At 60.2% G+C, this 14,500-nt stretch carries 14 protein-coding genes; 10 read left to right on the top strand and 4 right to left on the bottom strand.

The window, feature by feature from the left end:
• Positions 1 to 150 precede the first annotated feature (150 nt).
• The gene (locus tag KIO74_RS27785; RefSeq protein WP_213338470.1) at positions 151 to 1,143 is read right to left on the bottom strand and encodes a LysR family transcriptional regulator; all 993 of its coding nucleotides are present in this window, start codon (positions 1,141 to 1,143) and stop codon (positions 151 to 153) included.
• A gap of 140 nt (positions 1,144 to 1,283) precedes the next feature.
• Between KIO74_RS27785 and KIO74_RS27780 the strand changes: the two genes are divergently transcribed.
• The 8 genes from KIO74_RS27780 to KIO74_RS27745 all read left to right on the top strand — a co-directional run bounded on the left by KIO74_RS27780 (position 1,284) and on the right by KIO74_RS27745 (position 10,214).
• The gene (locus tag KIO74_RS27780; RefSeq protein ID WP_213338468.1) at positions 1,284 to 2,873 is read left to right on the top strand and encodes an ABC transporter substrate-binding protein; all 1,590 of its coding nucleotides are present in this window, start codon (positions 1,284 to 1,286) and stop codon (positions 2,871 to 2,873) included.
• Positions 2,874 to 2,914: 41 nt separating this feature from the next.
• Positions 2,915 to 3,637 (top strand): maleate cis-trans isomerase family protein, encoded by a 723-nt coding sequence (locus KIO74_RS27775; protein WP_249731501.1) that lies wholly within the window; start codon positions 2,915 to 2,917, stop codon positions 3,635 to 3,637.
• Between the two features lie 147 nt (positions 3,638 to 3,784).
• Positions 3,785 to 4,666 carry an ABC transporter permease gene (locus tag KIO74_RS27770; RefSeq protein ID WP_349629241.1) on the top strand — a complete coding sequence of 294 codons (882 nt, stop codon included), beginning with the start codon at positions 3,785 to 3,787 and terminating at the stop codon, positions 4,664 to 4,666.
• A gap of 5 nt (positions 4,667 to 4,671) precedes the next feature.
• Positions 4,672 to 5,622, top strand: a complete 951-nt coding sequence (locus KIO74_RS27765; protein WP_213338467.1) for an ABC transporter permease — start codon at positions 4,672 to 4,674, stop codon at positions 5,620 to 5,622.
• Positions 5,623 to 5,699: 77 nt separating this feature from the next.
• Complete coding sequence (locus KIO74_RS27760) at positions 5,700 to 7,178, top strand: aldehyde dehydrogenase family protein (protein ID WP_213338466.1); 1,479 nt, start codon at positions 5,700 to 5,702, stop codon at positions 7,176 to 7,178.
• Positions 7,179 to 7,217: 39 nt separating this feature from the next.
• Complete coding sequence (locus KIO74_RS27755) at positions 7,218 to 8,228, top strand: dipeptidase (protein ID WP_213338462.1); 1,011 nt, start codon at positions 7,218 to 7,220, stop codon at positions 8,226 to 8,228.
• Positions 8,229 to 8,292: 64 nt separating this feature from the next.
• Positions 8,293 to 9,915, top strand: a complete 1,623-nt coding sequence (locus tag KIO74_RS32565) for a phytoene desaturase family protein (RefSeq protein WP_213338461.1) — start codon at positions 8,293 to 8,295, stop codon at positions 9,913 to 9,915.
• A gap of 2 nt (positions 9,916 to 9,917) precedes the next feature.
• Complete coding sequence (locus tag KIO74_RS27745) at positions 9,918 to 10,214, top strand: muconolactone Delta-isomerase (RefSeq protein ID WP_213338460.1); 297 nt, start codon at positions 9,918 to 9,920, stop codon at positions 10,212 to 10,214.
• Between the two features lie 180 nt (positions 10,215 to 10,394).
• On the opposite strand, the gene KIO74_RS27740 is transcribed toward KIO74_RS27745, so the two are convergent.
• Entirely contained in the window at positions 10,395 to 10,595 is a 201-nt protein-coding gene (locus tag KIO74_RS27740) for a hypothetical protein (protein ID WP_213338458.1), read from the bottom strand.
• Positions 10,596 to 10,681: 86 nt separating this feature from the next.
• Here KIO74_RS27740 and KIO74_RS27735 point away from each other — a divergent pair, with 86 nt between their 5' ends.
• Positions 10,682 to 11,440, top strand: coding sequence for a carbonic anhydrase family protein (locus KIO74_RS27735; RefSeq protein ID WP_349629240.1), 759 nt, complete (start codon positions 10,682 to 10,684; stop codon positions 11,438 to 11,440).
• A 381-nt stretch (positions 11,441 to 11,821) separates the two neighbouring features.
• Here the strand turns inward: KIO74_RS27735 and KIO74_RS27730 are convergent, their stop codons facing one another.
• Both KIO74_RS27730 and KIO74_RS27725 read right to left on the bottom strand, forming a co-directional pair.
• Positions 11,822 to 12,613, bottom strand: coding sequence for an SDR family oxidoreductase (locus tag KIO74_RS27730; RefSeq protein ID WP_213338452.1), 792 nt, complete (start codon positions 12,611 to 12,613; stop codon positions 11,822 to 11,824).
• Between the two features lie 19 nt (positions 12,614 to 12,632).
• Positions 12,633 to 13,376, bottom strand: coding sequence for a GntR family transcriptional regulator (locus KIO74_RS27725; RefSeq protein ID WP_213338451.1), 744 nt, complete (start codon positions 13,374 to 13,376; stop codon positions 12,633 to 12,635).
• 176 nt (positions 13,377 to 13,552) lie between these two features.
• On the opposite strand from KIO74_RS27725, the gene KIO74_RS27720 reads away from it, so the two are divergent.
• Positions 13,553 to 14,494, top strand: coding sequence for a 3-hydroxyacyl-CoA dehydrogenase (locus KIO74_RS27720; RefSeq protein ID WP_249731622.1), 942 nt, complete (start codon positions 13,553 to 13,555; stop codon positions 14,492 to 14,494).
• Positions 14,495 to 14,500 lie beyond the last annotated feature (6 nt).

The raw sequence follows: 14,500 nt of genomic DNA, 5'->3' as shown, positions 1-14,500 counted from the left end.
GATTCATAAAACTAATGTGAAATTTCTAGATTTTCATAAAATAATCCCCCCGATAATATAATATGTATTTATTCTATATCAATCTTGATAGAAATTCCGCATCGTGGGCACTTTCCGCAACCAAAAGCCCGATCCGATAGAAATTTGCAATCACCGGTCGACAGGCGACAGGACCTCTACAAGGGGGGTAGTGGCACTGATGGCCGAGATCCGATCGCGTACGCGCGCAATGAGATCGTGAATCGGCGGCGACAGCGATCTTCCACGCCGCGTGACGACATACACCGTACGCCAAACAATTGGATCCTTGATCTGTCTGAAGACAAGATTTCCGCCCGCGCCGCCGAAGACGGCGAGGGCAGGAACCGTCGTGACACCGATCCCGGCTTCCAGCAACGCCCATAGCGTCGAGTTCATCGACACTTGGAAGCGTGGTGATGACATCAATGTGGTCGGCGCCGGCAGTTGAGTGAGGAGCGAGGCCGTCGCGGTATCCTGTGTCAACCCGATGAAGTCCGTCCCCTCGACATCGTTCCATCGCAAGGGCGGCCGGACTTTCGCGATTGCATGGTCCCTTCGTAGAAGAAGGCCCATCTGGTCTCGGAAAAGAGGCTTGAAATCGAGTTCCGGATCATCCTCGCCCTTGCTGCAGAAGCCCACATCGACCTCGTTGCGCCTCACGCGGCGGCGCACTTCGGATGAATTCCCGTCACGGAGATGCAGGCGAATGCGTGGATGATCAACAGTAAAGAAACGCAACACATCCGGAATAACCTTGGTCGCAACGGCATGAACGAGCGCAACGCCAATTCTTCCACTGCGTCGCGTCGCAGCGGCCTGTATATCCTGAATGGCCATGTCGAAGTCATAGACAAGACGCTCCGCCGTCGGCATGAAATCGCTGCCCTCAGGGGTCAAGGCTATCGTCCGGGTGGTGCGCTCAAAGAGGCTAGCACCCACGATATCCTCAAGCTGCCGGATGATCATGGTCAAGGTGGGCTGCGACAGATGCAGTTCGATCCCGGCACGCGTGAAGCTTCTATTGCGTGCCACGCTCAGAAAGGCGCGCAGATGTTTGATCGTCGCATTGAGAGACGGTGACTGCTGGCTCTTCTGAGCCATGGCATGCGGCTGCTGAGACACGGTCGCCAGTCCTATTAATTGGGTTTCCTGATCAATAGGGCAATTAAAAAAATTTGCATAGGAAAACGTGCTGTCCCACAGTCCAGCACCGCACAAGAAGCTCGCTTAGAAACGGGCGCCGAGGGGAATGGAGAACTGAAATGGGATATGGCTGGCACTGCGTGATCGGCGCAGGATTGCTGGGGCTGCTGGAAATCACGGCGCCAATGCCCGCGGCGGCCCAGGCACCATCCACGGTGGTGATTGGATCCGAGGGGGCGATCCCGCCGCTGGATCCCCAGCGCACGACTGGCACCGTTGGATTGCGCGTGATCGACGCCATTTTCGATCCACTCATTCGCGAGGATCTGAGCAAGGAGACCGATACCGCGCCGTCTTTGAAGCCAGCATTGGCGGAAGCCTGGAGCGTGTCGCCGGACGGTCTCACCTATACTTTCAACCTGCGCCGCGGTGTAAATTTCCATGACGGCCAGCCGTTTGACGCCGCAGCCGTCCAGCTCAATTTCGCTCGGATGATGGACAAGGACTCGCCGGTCTTCGACAGCCGCGCCAGCGGAAACATGACCTTCCTGACGCGTTGGATCCAAAGCACGTCGGCGAAAGATCCGAACACTTTTGAAATCAAGCTCAAGGAGGCGTTCTCAGGCTTTCCGAGACTTCTGAGCGATCGTCGCGTAGGCATGATCAGTCCTGGCGCCCTCAATGAATTCAAGGGTGACCAGCTCGGTCAGCGCCCCGTCGGCACGGGTCCTTTCACATTGCCGTCGTTCCAGCAGGGCCAGCAAATTACGCTATCGCGCTTTGATGGCTACTGGGGCGACAAGCCAAAGGTCGCGCGTCTGATTTTCAGGCCGATCACCGATCCGACGGCGTTGGCCATTGCCGCCCAGACCGGCCAGGTTGATATCATTCCGAGTGCCAGCCCACAGCAGATCGCTCAGCTCAAGGCGGTTCCCGGGATCACCGTACAGTATCCAGAGCCGGCCAATCAATATTTCGTCCGCCTCAATACACGGGCTGCCGGCACCAACGAAGCGAAGGTCCGCGAGGCGCTGAACTATGCCGTCAACCGCGAGGGCGTGACCGCGTTGTTCGACGGCCAGACCCGCGCCGCCGTGGGTCCGGTGCCGGTCGGCAACGAACTGCCCCCCGCGGCACCCGGGCAGGGCTATCGTTTCGACCAGGCCAAGGCCCGCCAGCTGCTTGAAGAAGCCGGCGTGAAGACACCTTTGACGATCAAGCTTCTGGCGCCGAACAGCGGCCCGGGTTTCGCGCTGGCTCCGCAGGTCCTCGCTCTGCTGCAACAGGACTTGAAGGCGGTCGGCATAGATCTCCAGGTACAGTTTCTCGAATTCGCCACGCTTATTACGACCGAGGGACCAGGCTACAAGGACGACGTGCAGGGATCGTTCAATGGCTGGGCAACGGGCGCGGACAGCGCTTACTGGCTGGAGCGCATGTTCAGCGGTGCTCAGCAGCCCCCTCAAGGTGTCAACCGTGGCTGGTATCGCAACCCGGAAGTCGACAAACTTTTCGATGAGGCTCGCGGCGAAACCGAAGAGGCAAAGCGCAATGCGCTCTACCGCCAGGCAGCCGACCTGATCGCCAGGGATGCACCTTGGATCTTTCTCTACCAGGATCGCCTGCCGCGCATTATTCGCAGCCGCGTGACAGGCGTCGTGCCGGCACGCTCTGTCTTTCTGGACTACCCCAGCCTCGCCGTACGTTGAGACCCGTTTTTTTTGAAGCCTCGTTATGATGGAGAGTGGCCATGATGTTAGGTTGGCGCGCACGTATCGGCCAGATGCGCCCCGCAACTGCGATTGAGGGCGCCGAGGAGTGGCGCACGGTGGCTCCCGTCGGCGTCGCCTTCGCCGATGCCCGGACAATCGTTCCGCAGGTGAACGAGGAAGGCCTCAAGGTGATGATGAGCCAGGTGCTGGAGGCTGCGCGTCAGCTCGCCACGGCCAAGGTCGATCTCATCGTCCAATGCGGTGCTCCGGGAACCTTTCTGCGTGGCAAGGGCCATGACGAGGAGGTTTGCGCCCAGATCAAGGAGGCAACCGGAATTCCCGCCATCACGATGATGGCAGCGCAAATGGACGCACTGAAAGCCCTTGGCGCGAAGAATATCGCCGTCGCGACCGTGTATTCGGACGAGGTGAATGCCAAGATGGCCACTTACATGGAGGCATGCGGCTTCAGTGTTGCCTCGATGAAGGGCTTGCAAATTCTCGATCCCTTCGACGCCAGTGTGCATGACGCTGACAGTGCTTACCGCTTGGGTCGGGATGCCTTCCGTGCGGCGGACACGGCTGACGCCATCCTCATTTCATGCGGCACCTATCGGACCTTCGAGATCCTGCCCTATCTGGAGATGGATACCGGCGTTCCCGTCGTTAGCAGCAACCAGGCGACGCTGTGGCGGGCGCTGCGGACCCTCGGCCTGCCGGATGTCATTCCAAACCTCGGGAAGCTCTGGTCCGTCGCCTAGGATCGCCCTCCCCGGAATTCGCGCGAAGTAAAATCGCCGCGCGGACACATATCCAACGGGACGATCAAGCGGGACGCCTGTCACCGAAAAGAGATCACACCCATCCTTTCGGACAAGTTCCATTACCCGAACGGCGTGAAGACGATAATGATTACCATGGCCTCGCCAGATTCTTCCAAACGAAGCATGAACCCAGTGCTTCGGCGCGCAATGAAGAACGTTGCGCTCATGACCGGCTTGTCCATTGTTCTCTGCATCGTCGTCATGGCCCTGTTCGCGCAATGGATCGCTCCGTTTGATCCGCTGTTTGCCAATCCACTGCAGCGCTACTTACCGCCCCTGTCCGGTCCGCATCTGCTAGGCACCGATGAACTGGGGCGGGATATTCTCAGCCGCCTGATCTACGGCGCTCGATATGCGCTGCTCGTGGCGCTCGTGCCGACCATCCTTGCCCTCTGCCTTGGTGCCGTGATCGGGCTATTCTCGGGTTACTTCGGCGGTTTCTTCGACGCGGTCGCCATGCGTGTTTTCGACGTCATGTTCGCGTTTCCGGGTGTTCTCCTCGCGCTCGGCATCAGCGCGGCCCTCGGGCCGGGGCTGAATTCAATGATCATAGCGATGATTGTCGTGACGATCCCGGCATTTGGTCGCCTCGTGCGCGGCGTGGTGCTCGGCGTCAAGCAGGAACTCTTCGTCGATGCCGCCCGTTCGCTCGGCTTCCGCGATGTTCGCATTGTCTTTCGCCACATCCTGCCAAATGTGCTCGGACCGGCGATTGTCTATGGAACCTTGCAAACCGGCCGCAACGTCATCCTCTCCGCGAGCCTGAGCTTCCTCGGCCTCGGACCACAGCCTCCTGCGCCCGAGTGGGGGCAGATGTTGTCGAGTGGACGCACGGCCATCGCGACCGCCGCCCATGTGGCGACGATCCCTGGCCTTGCCATCGTCGTGCTGGCGATCGGCTTCAATCTTATCGGCGACGCGGCACGGGACATCTTCGATCCACGCTCAAAACGTCGGGGTGAGTGACGCCAATGCTCAACTTCGTCATCAACCGCGTGCTTCAGCTCATCCCGGTCATCATCGGCGTCACTCTGGCAACTTTCCTTCTGGCGCAGATCATCCCCGGCGATCCGGCCGATGTGCTGCTGGGCAGCGGCGCGTCAGAGGAAGCGCGGCAGCAGCTGCGGCTGGCGCTCGGGCTCGACCGTCCGATCTGGATTCAATACGCCCAGTATCTGGGCGATCTGCTGCAAGGCAATCTCGGGCAATCGTTTACGTTTGCGCAGCCGGTCAGCGAAGTCATCGCCGAGCGGCTGGTCAACACAGCCATACTGTCGTTCGCGGCGATTATCCTGGCCACGGCAGTCGGAATCCTCGCGGGAACGTGGGTGGCGCTCAAACCCGGTGCCGTGAGGGACCAGAGCCTTTCAGTGGTGGTGCTCTTCTTCAACAGCATGCCGTCCTTCTGGCTCGGGCTGGTACTGATCATCATCTTCGGGCTCGATCTGCAACTCCTGCCCGTCGGCGGCATGTCGGACCCCACAGGCGACGGCGGCGTGCTCGACATCGCCGCGCATATGGTCCTGCCGACCATCACTTTGGCCGCCTGGTCACTCGCGGTCATCGCGCGGATGACACGAGCTTCCATGCTCGATGTCCTCAACAGCGACTTCATCCGGACGGCACGCAGCCGTGGCGTCGGCGAAACACGGATCGTCCTGCGCCATGCGCTGCCAAACGCGCTGCCCGCCGTGATCACCGTCATCGGCCTGCAGATGGGGTTCCTGCTAAGTGGCGCCGTCCTGACCGAAACAGTTTTCTCATGGCCTGGGCTCGGACTTGCCATGTATCAGGCCATATCCACGCGCGATATTCCGTTAATACAGGGTGGCATTCTTGTTCTTGCTATATCTTTCGTTCTTATAAACTTCCTGGTTGATGTTCTATACGCCTATTTCAACCCCAAGATCGATCTTTCTTGAAACAGGCACGATACGAAGCCCCACTCTTTGCGTGAGCCGCGATCTTGCATCGTGCGTCACCGGATGAAGCTGTGACTATGGCAGATAACCTCAGAAATCTATTCACGTCTTTCGTCGGGGGCGTCGCGCTCGAACCCACGGGCAATCGCCAATCGCTGATCGACCCGGCAACCGGGCGGGCGTGGGGCGTAGTATGCCTCGATGCTGCCGCTGTGCCTCAGGCTGTAGCGTCCGCCAAGGCGGCGTTTATGGCGCCATCCTGGTCGTCGCTGACGGGCTCGGAGCGTGGTGATCTTCTGAGACGCCTGGGCGAGCTCGTGTTTGCGAACGCGCCCGAGCTCGGGCGTCTGGAAAGTCTGGCCAATGGCAAGAGCCATGTGGCGACGACAGCGGAAATCCGCGCGACGGCGCAGTGGTACGGTTACTACGCTAACGCGATGGACGTGCACGACGACATCCACCGCTCGGTCTCGCGGACCGTCGATGCCAAGATTCTGCGCGAGCCGCTCGGCGTAGTGCTCGCGATCACGCCGTTCAATGGCGCGCTGTCGCTGGGTTCCTGGAAGCTTGCCCCGGCGCTTGCCATGGGCAACGCGGTGATCCTGAAGCCGCCGGCCGAAGCGCCCGGCTCCAGTATCCGGCTGGCCGAGCTCGCCATCGAGGCCGGCTTTCCCGCCGGTGTCGTCAATGTCGTCATCGGCGATGCCGTGCTCGGAGAGCAGCTGGCAACGCATCCGGATGTCGCCATGGTCTCATTTACCGGCAGCACCGCGACCGCGCGAATTCTCGGCGCCAAGGTGACAGGGGCACTGAAACGCTTCGTTTGCGAGGCAGGTGGCAAGTCGGCGCATATCGTCTTCGACGACGGGGACCTCGACTCAGCGGCGATAGCTGCCACCCAAGGCGCCTTTTCGGGGGCCGGGCAGACCTGTGTCGCGGGCTCGCGGGTGCTCGTTCAGGCCTCCGTCTACGACGCGTTTCTTGAAAAATATATCGCGTCTGCGCGTCGAATCCGTGTTGGTCCGCCGACATCGGCGAAGAGCCACATCGGACCGCTGGCATCGCGTCGGCAGTATGAGCGCGTACGTGGCTTCATCGACGAGACCATATCCGCCGGCGGCAAGATCGTGCTCGGCGGTGGCAGACCCGACGTCGAGGCGGATTTCGCGGACGGCTATTGGCTTTCACCCACCATTATCACCGACGTGAGCAGCGACATGCGCATCTGCCGGGAGGAGGTGTTCGGCCCGGTGGTCACTGTTCAGTCCTTCGCAAACGAGGACGAAGCCATCGCTCTGGCCAATGGGGTAGAATACGGCCTGGCAGCCGGCTTCTGGACCCGCGATGCCGCACGCATGCGGCGTGTCTCACGCCAGCTGCAAGCCGGGACGATCTGGATCAACACCTACCGCGCGATCAATCTGCGTGTCCCCTTTGGTGGTTACAAGCAATCGGGGCTTGGGCGTGAGAACGGCATCGAGGCCCTGGAAGAATTCTCGCAGATCAAAGCTGTCGTGACAGACTACGGCCCGGCAGCCGATCCGTTCGCAAACTAGCTCAAGCACACCAAGCGGCTCAATTCGGAGGTATTCGACATGACCATGACTGGCGCGGTTGCCCGCGGCTCTCTCATCATCGACGCACTGCAGTACAATAAACCCGAGCGGGCACGTTTCGAGGAATGGCGTGCGGGTGGTGTTGGTTGCATTCACGTAACGGTCGCCATCTGGGAATCGGCGCGGGAAACTCTATCGGCACTCGGAGAGTGGAATCGTCTGCTCGAGAAAAATGCCGATCTGATAGCCTTGGCGACCTCCGCTGATGACATCGAGCGGATCGCGGCGTCGGGTCGCACGGCGATCGTTTATGGCTTCCAGGATACGTCGCCTTTCGAGGACGATATCGAGCTCGTTGAGACGTTCTATAAGCTCGGCGTCCGCATCGCGCAGCTCACCTACAATGTCCAGAACCGCGTGGCATCAGGATGCTGGGAACCCGATGAGAATGGCGTATCGAAATTCTTCGGGCGGAATGTCATCGCCGAGATGAATCGACTTGGAATGCTGGTCGATGTTTCTCATTGCACCGAGCGGACCTGCTTCGATGCCATCGAATATTCGTCGCGTCCCATCGCCGTCACGCATGCCAATCCCCAGGAGTTTGTCGGCACGAACATCGAGCTGAACCGCCGCAACAAATCGACGGCGCTCATCCGTCGCCTTGCTGAGCGTGGCGGCGTCATCGGCCTCAGCATGTATCCGAAGATCATGAAGGACGGCTCGAATTGCACGCTCGACACCTTCCTCGATATGGTTGCCTGGACAGTCGATCTCATCGGCATCGACAGCGTCGGCTTCGGGACCGATTACTACGATGGCTGGCCGGAAAGCGAGATCATGTGGTGGCGGGCGGGCCGCTGGTCACGCGAGAGCGCCGTTCCGATCAAGGGCTTCTCTGATTGGCCGTCCTGGTTCAAGTCTTCCGCGGATTTCCCCAACATTCTCGAAGGGCTTGAGCGTCGAGGCTTCCAGCTCGAGGAAATCCGCAAGATTGCCGGTGGAAATTGGCTGCGGCTTTTCCGCGAGAGCTTCGTCCCTCTGTCGTAATCACGCGTCGGGGCGCGCCGCACGCGCGCCCTCTTCCCATCTTTAATCCGGCGAGAGCGTTCACGTGACCGACCGCGCAGATACATTCGATGTCGTCGTTGTCGGCGGCGGCCATAACGGACTCGTCGCTGCCGCCTATCTTGGGCGCGCCGGCCTGAAGGTCGCCGTTCTGGAGGCCCGCGGCTCGCTCGGGGGCCCTTGCGGTACCTATGAGTTCATGCCCGGGTACCGGACCGCCTTTACCAATTCGGCGGGCAGTTTCGAGCCCCGGTTCGTCGATGAACTGAACCTCGCGAGCTTCGGGCTGCGCTTCTTGCCGACGAACCCAACGGTTGTTCATCCTTTCCCACGGGGAACATTCATTGGGTGGCGGGACAGAGCCCGCATAGCAGGGCAACTCAACGCTTTCGCGCGCGGTGAGGCCGACCGTTACTTTCAGCTGCTGGCGCGTCTCGAAGAACTGGGCCGTCACCTTGGCGCTTCGGTATTCGCCCCCTCCCCCAGCCTGTCAACAATCGCGCGAGCCGTTCCCGCGGAGCTGCAACGATTGTTCGAGCGGGTCTTCTTCGGAAGCCTGCGCCAATTGCTCGACGAGGAACTTGTCTCCGAGGAAGCCAAGGCTTTGCTGGCTATCGTCGCCCTCAATGCGACGCTCGCGCCACCCTCCGCGCCAGGGACGGCAATCGGGCTGATGATGCGCCCGCTCTCACTTGCCTCGACACCAGCCCTTTCGCCGGACGACCCGCGCCGGGTGCCCCTGCGTGGCTCGAGCGGCCTGCCTCTGGGCGGGATGGGGGCTGTGATCGATGCACTGGCCGGGTGCTGCCGCAGCCTCGGGGTCACCATGCTGACCAATGCTCCCGTGCTACGCGTCCTGCATGAGGGAGGGCGCGTATCCGGTGTCGTGACGCGAGCGGGTGACGAATATCGGGCCGCACGCGTCATTTCAGCCATAAACCCGAAGACTCTGTTTGCCGATCTGCTCGACGACGCGGCCGTCGGCGCTGCACTGCGTCAGGACATTGCGGCCGTTCCCATGCGCGGCTCAGCCTTCAAGATCGTGTTGGCGATCGATGGTCTGCCGCGCTACGCGGGCCTGCCGGACGTCGGCGCGGCCGATGTTGCCGGCGTTCAATTCCGCGTCGCCCCCTCGCTCGATGCCATCGAACGATCCGTCAGCGAAGGGCTGAGCGGTGTTCCCTCCCACGAGCCGATCATGTGGGGGCTCATTCCCACAGTGACGTCTCCAGAGCTCGCGCCACCAGGACGGCATCTGCTCAGCATCAACGCCTGGCATGCGCCTTATGCGTTGGCGCATGGTAACTGGTCCGATATGCGCGACGTTTTCGGATGGCGGTGTGTCGATGTGCTGTCCCGTCTCATGCCGGATCTCAAAGATCGCATCGTCGCGCATCGCTTCATGGCGCCGAACGACATCGAGGAGGAACTCGGCCTCGTCGCCTCTAACATCACCCACGGAGATATGCTGCCTGCCAACCTCTTCGGTGCGCGCCCTCATGCCGCCGTTCATGCCTACAAAACCCCCCTCGACGGGCTTTTCCTCTCGGGCTCGGGCGTTTGGCCGGGGGGGTACGTCACCGGCATTCCCGGCTTCAACGCCAGCACCGCCGTTCTCGCCGACATTCAGGGAACCGTCCCCGCTTCCGCCTATACATACAAGGATTAGCCATGGAATTTCTGGTCAACATCAAGCTTCGCTGGTCCGACAACATGGATCCGGAGTTGCGCGACAGGATTACGCGTGAAGAGCGTGCTCACGCGGCAGAACTCGCACGCCAAGGACATCTTGTACGCATGTGGCGGGTGCCTTGCCGCTTTGAAAACTGGGGTATCTGGCGCGCGAAGGACGCCACGGAGCTGCATGAAATCATAACCAGTCTGCCCGCGCACCCCTGGATGTACGACATCAACGTCCATCCTCTGGCCAAGCACGCGGTCGATCCCGTTGCGGCAGCAGCAGCCTGATACAGGACGTTAGCGCCAGGCGCGATCACGACCTGTGGTCGTGCTTGGCGCTAACAAAAGGGGCCCCCGATGCCTGTGGCCCCTGGATATGTAACTGGCCACGCCAACGAGGCGCCTGATGGAACCCGAAGATGGAAACCGATCGGACCCTCCGGCTTGTCATTGCGGCTTCATTGACGATCAGCGCCACCGGCCACAATCAAGCATCCCTACCCCCGCGCGCTGATCTCGCCGTTTGCGCAAGGCGATGACGGCGATGACGGCAAAGTCAGGGAAGCCATCATCCTGTTGATCATGGGCGGCCTCGGCCGGCTCATCACTTCCGGTGGAAAGGCTTTCCTCGGCAAATAATCCTATCTCAATAAACCCGTGTGCCGGCATCCCATTTGCCCTTTTACAAAACGCCCCCTCCTCGATAAGTAACGCTTGCGCGCTGATTAATATCGACGCATTCTAATACCGCTCCGATGGGGGGAACTCAGATGAATACTCAATATTCAACCGGCCATGCCGGATGCAGCTGCGGCCGGCGAGGGTTCCTGCGTGGCGCCGCGGCTCTAGGCTTTACCTCGCTCATGGCGGGAGGCGCGGTGGCTGATACATGTGTGGTTTTTGACCAGGCCCGCCAAGCCGCGACCACGCCAGATGACGCCATCGCGCGCCTCAAGGCCGGCAACGCGCGTCTTCTCGCCGGGGAGACCGTGAACTGCGATATTCTCGGACAGATTCGCGCGACCGCGACCGGGCAAGCGCCGTTTGCGGCTATTGTCGGATGCATCGATTCGCGCGTACCACCTGAGTTGGTCTTCGATCAGCGTATCGGGTCCGTTTTCGCTGCGCGCATAGCGGGTAACTTCGTCAACACGGACATCATCGGCAGCTTGGAGTTCGCGACCAAAATCACTGGCGCCAGAGCGATCGTGGTGCTCGGCCACACGGAATGTGGAGCGATAAGAGGTGCCATCAGCAATGCGCAACTGGGTAATCTGACCGCGACGCTATCCAACATCGAGCCTGCCGTGGTTGCGATGCGCGGTTTCGAAGGAAAGCGCACCGCGGATAATGGAGCTTTCGTTCAGGCGGTTGCCGACATGAATGCCAAACTCGCAGCAAAGATGATCCTCGATCGCAGCGTCATCATCCGCGATCTTGTCGAAGCAGGAGATGTCAAGGTCGTCGCAGCCATGCATGATGTGGCGACAGGCCGTGTAGACTTTCTTAACTGAGTCCAGGGGTTCACCGGTCGGATAAAAAGAAACCGCCCATTGCCCCTGTCCTTCGGACTGGGGCGGTTTGCCATTAACCGGTTCACACCGGCGAACCCGACCGTGCCTTTCAAGTCGCTCAACAAATCCTTCCGGCGTTAAGTACGCCTCACTCCAGACCGCGTGAGATAAGCGATCATATCTACAGTCTGCTCTTCGCTCAAAACGCGGCGCGGCAGACGCTTGAGGAGGTGTCGGCGCCGATCGCTCCCGCGACATATGCCGGACGCATCCGCGCCCGCGCCTTGTGCCCCAGGTTCAATCGACATTCAGCATTCTCAGTTGTCATGGCCGGGCTCGTCCCGGCCATCCGATGGATCGAGGCGCCTTTCCGGCCGGGTGCTAGGCGCCGAGAACAAGCGGCGCGCGATAACTCTCAAAATTTCCGCAGACGCTGATGGATTGTCCGCTGATATGCGGGGCGAGGTCGGATCCCAGGAAGGCGGCCATGTCCGCGATCTCATCCATCTGAATTTTCGTATGCATGGAAATGTTATGCAAGAACAGTTTTTCGTACTTCGCAATATCCATACCGCGTGCCTCAGCCTGCTCCGCTAGCACGCGTTGTCCGCGCGGGCCGTCTACGAGACCCGGGAGAAGCGCGTTGACCCTCACACCGATTTCGCCAAGTTCGATGGCGAGCACGTCTGTCAATCCGCGCACCGCATATTTCGAGACCGAATACGGGGTACGCAGGGGCATTCCGAGGCGCCCAGCGACTGACGACATGTTGATGACAGCGCCTGAATGCTGCGCTCGGAAGAGCGGTACGGCGGCACGTATCATGTAGAACATACCGGTAATGTTGACGTCGAGGGTCGATTGCCATTCGCTGTCCGTGATTTCATCGACAGCTTTGGTCGGACCAGATACGCCGGCATTGTTCACGAGAATATCCAGGCGGTCAAAGCGCTTCTGGAAGGCCTCGAAGAGCCTCTCCACATCGGATGCATGGGATACGTCAGCGCGAACAATCAGCGCGTCAGGTAGTTCGGAAGCCACGGCCGCGAGTGCTTCCTCCGCAATATCGCAAATACAGACTGAAGCGCCGTATTTGGCGAACCGTCTTGCAATAGCGAGGCCAATCCCTCCCGCTCCGGCGGTAATGATTGCGGTCTTTCCAGAAAGATCCATCGCTTGCCGTCCTCGTTTATTATACTTTCAACTGACGTGCCGTCTCGGCGCGGCGACGTTTCTCCCGCTCAATCTGCCCGGGATCGTTAATTCTGGCGACATCCAAGCGAAAGTTCCGGGCAGAATGCCAGATGTCGCAAGCCAACGCGCGGGCGGCGCGCCTGGGTTCCCGTGCTACGCAGCTGTCGATGACACGTGTATGGAACTTCACCCCGGAGGCAAAAAACGCTCTTGGATTCTCCAAGCTCTTGTGGGCGTTCATCAAATAAGGGCCCGCCCGTAGCCACAACCCGTTGATGATATCCAAAAGCTGCGGCATTTCCGTCATCTCGTACAGCGCGAAGTGGAATTCGCGGTTAGCGGTCATGACCTCTGCCGGCGCATAGACATCGAGGGCGCCCGCCATCTTCTCATTGAGCTCCGATAACCGCGTCAGTTGCGCGGGTGTTGCGCGCCGCGCCGCCTCGCCCGCGGCGAACCCCTCGATCGTCATGCGTACACGAACAAGCTCGCGGAACATCTCGGGAGAAAATGGAGTGACCCGAAATGTGCGATTCGGCATCTGCACCAGGACATGCTCGGCGACCAGTCGCTGCAAGGCTTCACGCACCGGCATCGGGCTCGTGCCGAGAATATCAGCGAGCCTGCGTATAGTCAGCGCCTCTCCAGGCGCAAACATGCCGGTAAACAAGGCTTCTCTAAGTCGCCGGTAGACTTGGACCTGAATCGTTGCCGATTCGATCTGTCCAAGATTGACATCCATCTACTCTCGCTCCCGACGCCGGTATGCGGCCAGTGAGATGCGGCATAGCACGAAAGACGCGCCCTGCAAATTGTGATCACAGATCAGAGATATTGACAAGCGTGGTTTTGCCGGAGATGCTTCAGCCAAGATCGACGCGGTGCCCGACACCTCGTCACAAAGATTGGGAGGAGCTTTTGGCTTCGGCTGTCGCCATCATTGGATCCGGCTTCATTGGCCGCGGCTGGGCGATTGCCTACGCGCGATGTGGCTACGAGGTGAGGATGTGGGACCCGCGGGAAGACGCGTTGGCCACCGCCAAGGACTATATCGCATCGATCCTGCCTGATCTCGCCAACGCGGATCTACTCAATGGTCACGACGCCGCCGAGATATCCCGGCGCATCGCCTCGATGCCCACTTTGGAAGAAGCGTTGGACGGCGTTTGCCACGTGCAGGAAAACGCGCCGGAAATCCTTGATCTGAAGATTGCGCTCTTCACGAACCTGGACAGGCACACTCCCCCCGATGCCGTAATCGCCTCATCGACCTCGTCTTTGCTTCCTTCCGCGTTTACGGAAGCCCTGAAAGGGAGGGCGCGCTGCGTCGTCGCTCATCCGGTGAACCCGCCACATCTGATCAGGCTGGTGGAGATCGTTCCGGCGTCGTGGACGTCGGAAGAAACGGTCAGGAGGACGGTAGATCTGATGCAGTCGCTTGGACAGCAACCGGTGCTGGTCAAGCGAGAGATCGACGGCTTTCTTTTGAACCGGCTGCAGGCAGCAGTGCTTGACGAGTGCTTCCGGCTTGTCGACGGCGGATATGCAAGTGCCGCGGATGTGGATGCGTGTATACGCGATGGTCTCGCATCCCGCTGGATATTCATGGGGCCCTTCGAGACCATCGACCTCAACGCCCCCGGCGGGGTACGCGACTATGTCGAACGTTATCAAGCCATGTTCCGCCGAATGACGGACACGATGCGCAAGTCCGCTGATTGGACCGGCGCGGTTCTGGAGACGATCGAAGCCGAACGACGCGGAGCCTTGCCTTTTACAGATCTCAACAATCGCCACATCTGGCGAGACCGCAATCTGATCGAGGTCGCAAAGTTCCGCAGGGATATGCTGGACGAATAGGATGCC

It is taken from the genome of Chelatococcus sp. HY11 (genome assembly GCF_018398335.1).
Lineage (GTDB): Bacteria > Pseudomonadota > Alphaproteobacteria > Rhizobiales > Beijerinckiaceae > Chelatococcus.
Note: the sequence above shows the minus strand (reverse complement) of the source record. Positions and strands in the feature narration are given on the sequence as shown.

Bases quoted from the DNA above. Each gene is read 5' to 3' on its own strand.
- KIO74_RS27735 (WP_349629240.1), top strand. From the start codon at position 10,682: ATGGGGGGAACTCAGATGAATACTCAATATTCAACCGGCCATGCCGGA.
- KIO74_RS27740 (WP_213338458.1), bottom strand. From the start codon at position 10,595: ATGCCGGCACACGGGTTTATTGAGATAGGATTATTTGCCGAGGAAAGC.
- KIO74_RS27755 (WP_213338462.1), top strand. From the start codon at position 7,218: ATGACCATGACTGGCGCGGTTGCCCGCGGCTCTCTCATCATCGACGCA.
- KIO74_RS27760 (WP_213338466.1), top strand. From the start codon at position 5,700: ATGGCAGATAACCTCAGAAATCTATTCACGTCTTTCGTCGGGGGCGTC.
- KIO74_RS27770 (WP_349629241.1), top strand. From the start codon at position 3,785: ATGATTACCATGGCCTCGCCAGATTCTTCCAAACGAAGCATGAACCCA.
- KIO74_RS27780 (WP_213338468.1), top strand. From the start codon at position 1,284: ATGGGATATGGCTGGCACTGCGTGATCGGCGCAGGATTGCTGGGGCTG.
- KIO74_RS27765 (WP_213338467.1), top strand. From the start codon at position 4,672: ATGCTCAACTTCGTCATCAACCGCGTGCTTCAGCTCATCCCGGTCATC.
- KIO74_RS27730 (WP_213338452.1), bottom strand. From the start codon at position 12,613: ATGGATCTTTCTGGAAAGACCGCAATCATTACCGCCGGAGCGGGAGGG.
- KIO74_RS27745 (WP_213338460.1), top strand. From the start codon at position 9,918: ATGGAATTTCTGGTCAACATCAAGCTTCGCTGGTCCGACAACATGGAT.
- KIO74_RS27775 (WP_249731501.1), top strand. From the start codon at position 2,915: ATGATGTTAGGTTGGCGCGCACGTATCGGCCAGATGCGCCCCGCAACT.
- KIO74_RS27725 (WP_213338451.1), bottom strand. From the start codon at position 13,376: ATGGATGTCAATCTTGGACAGATCGAATCGGCAACGATTCAGGTCCAA.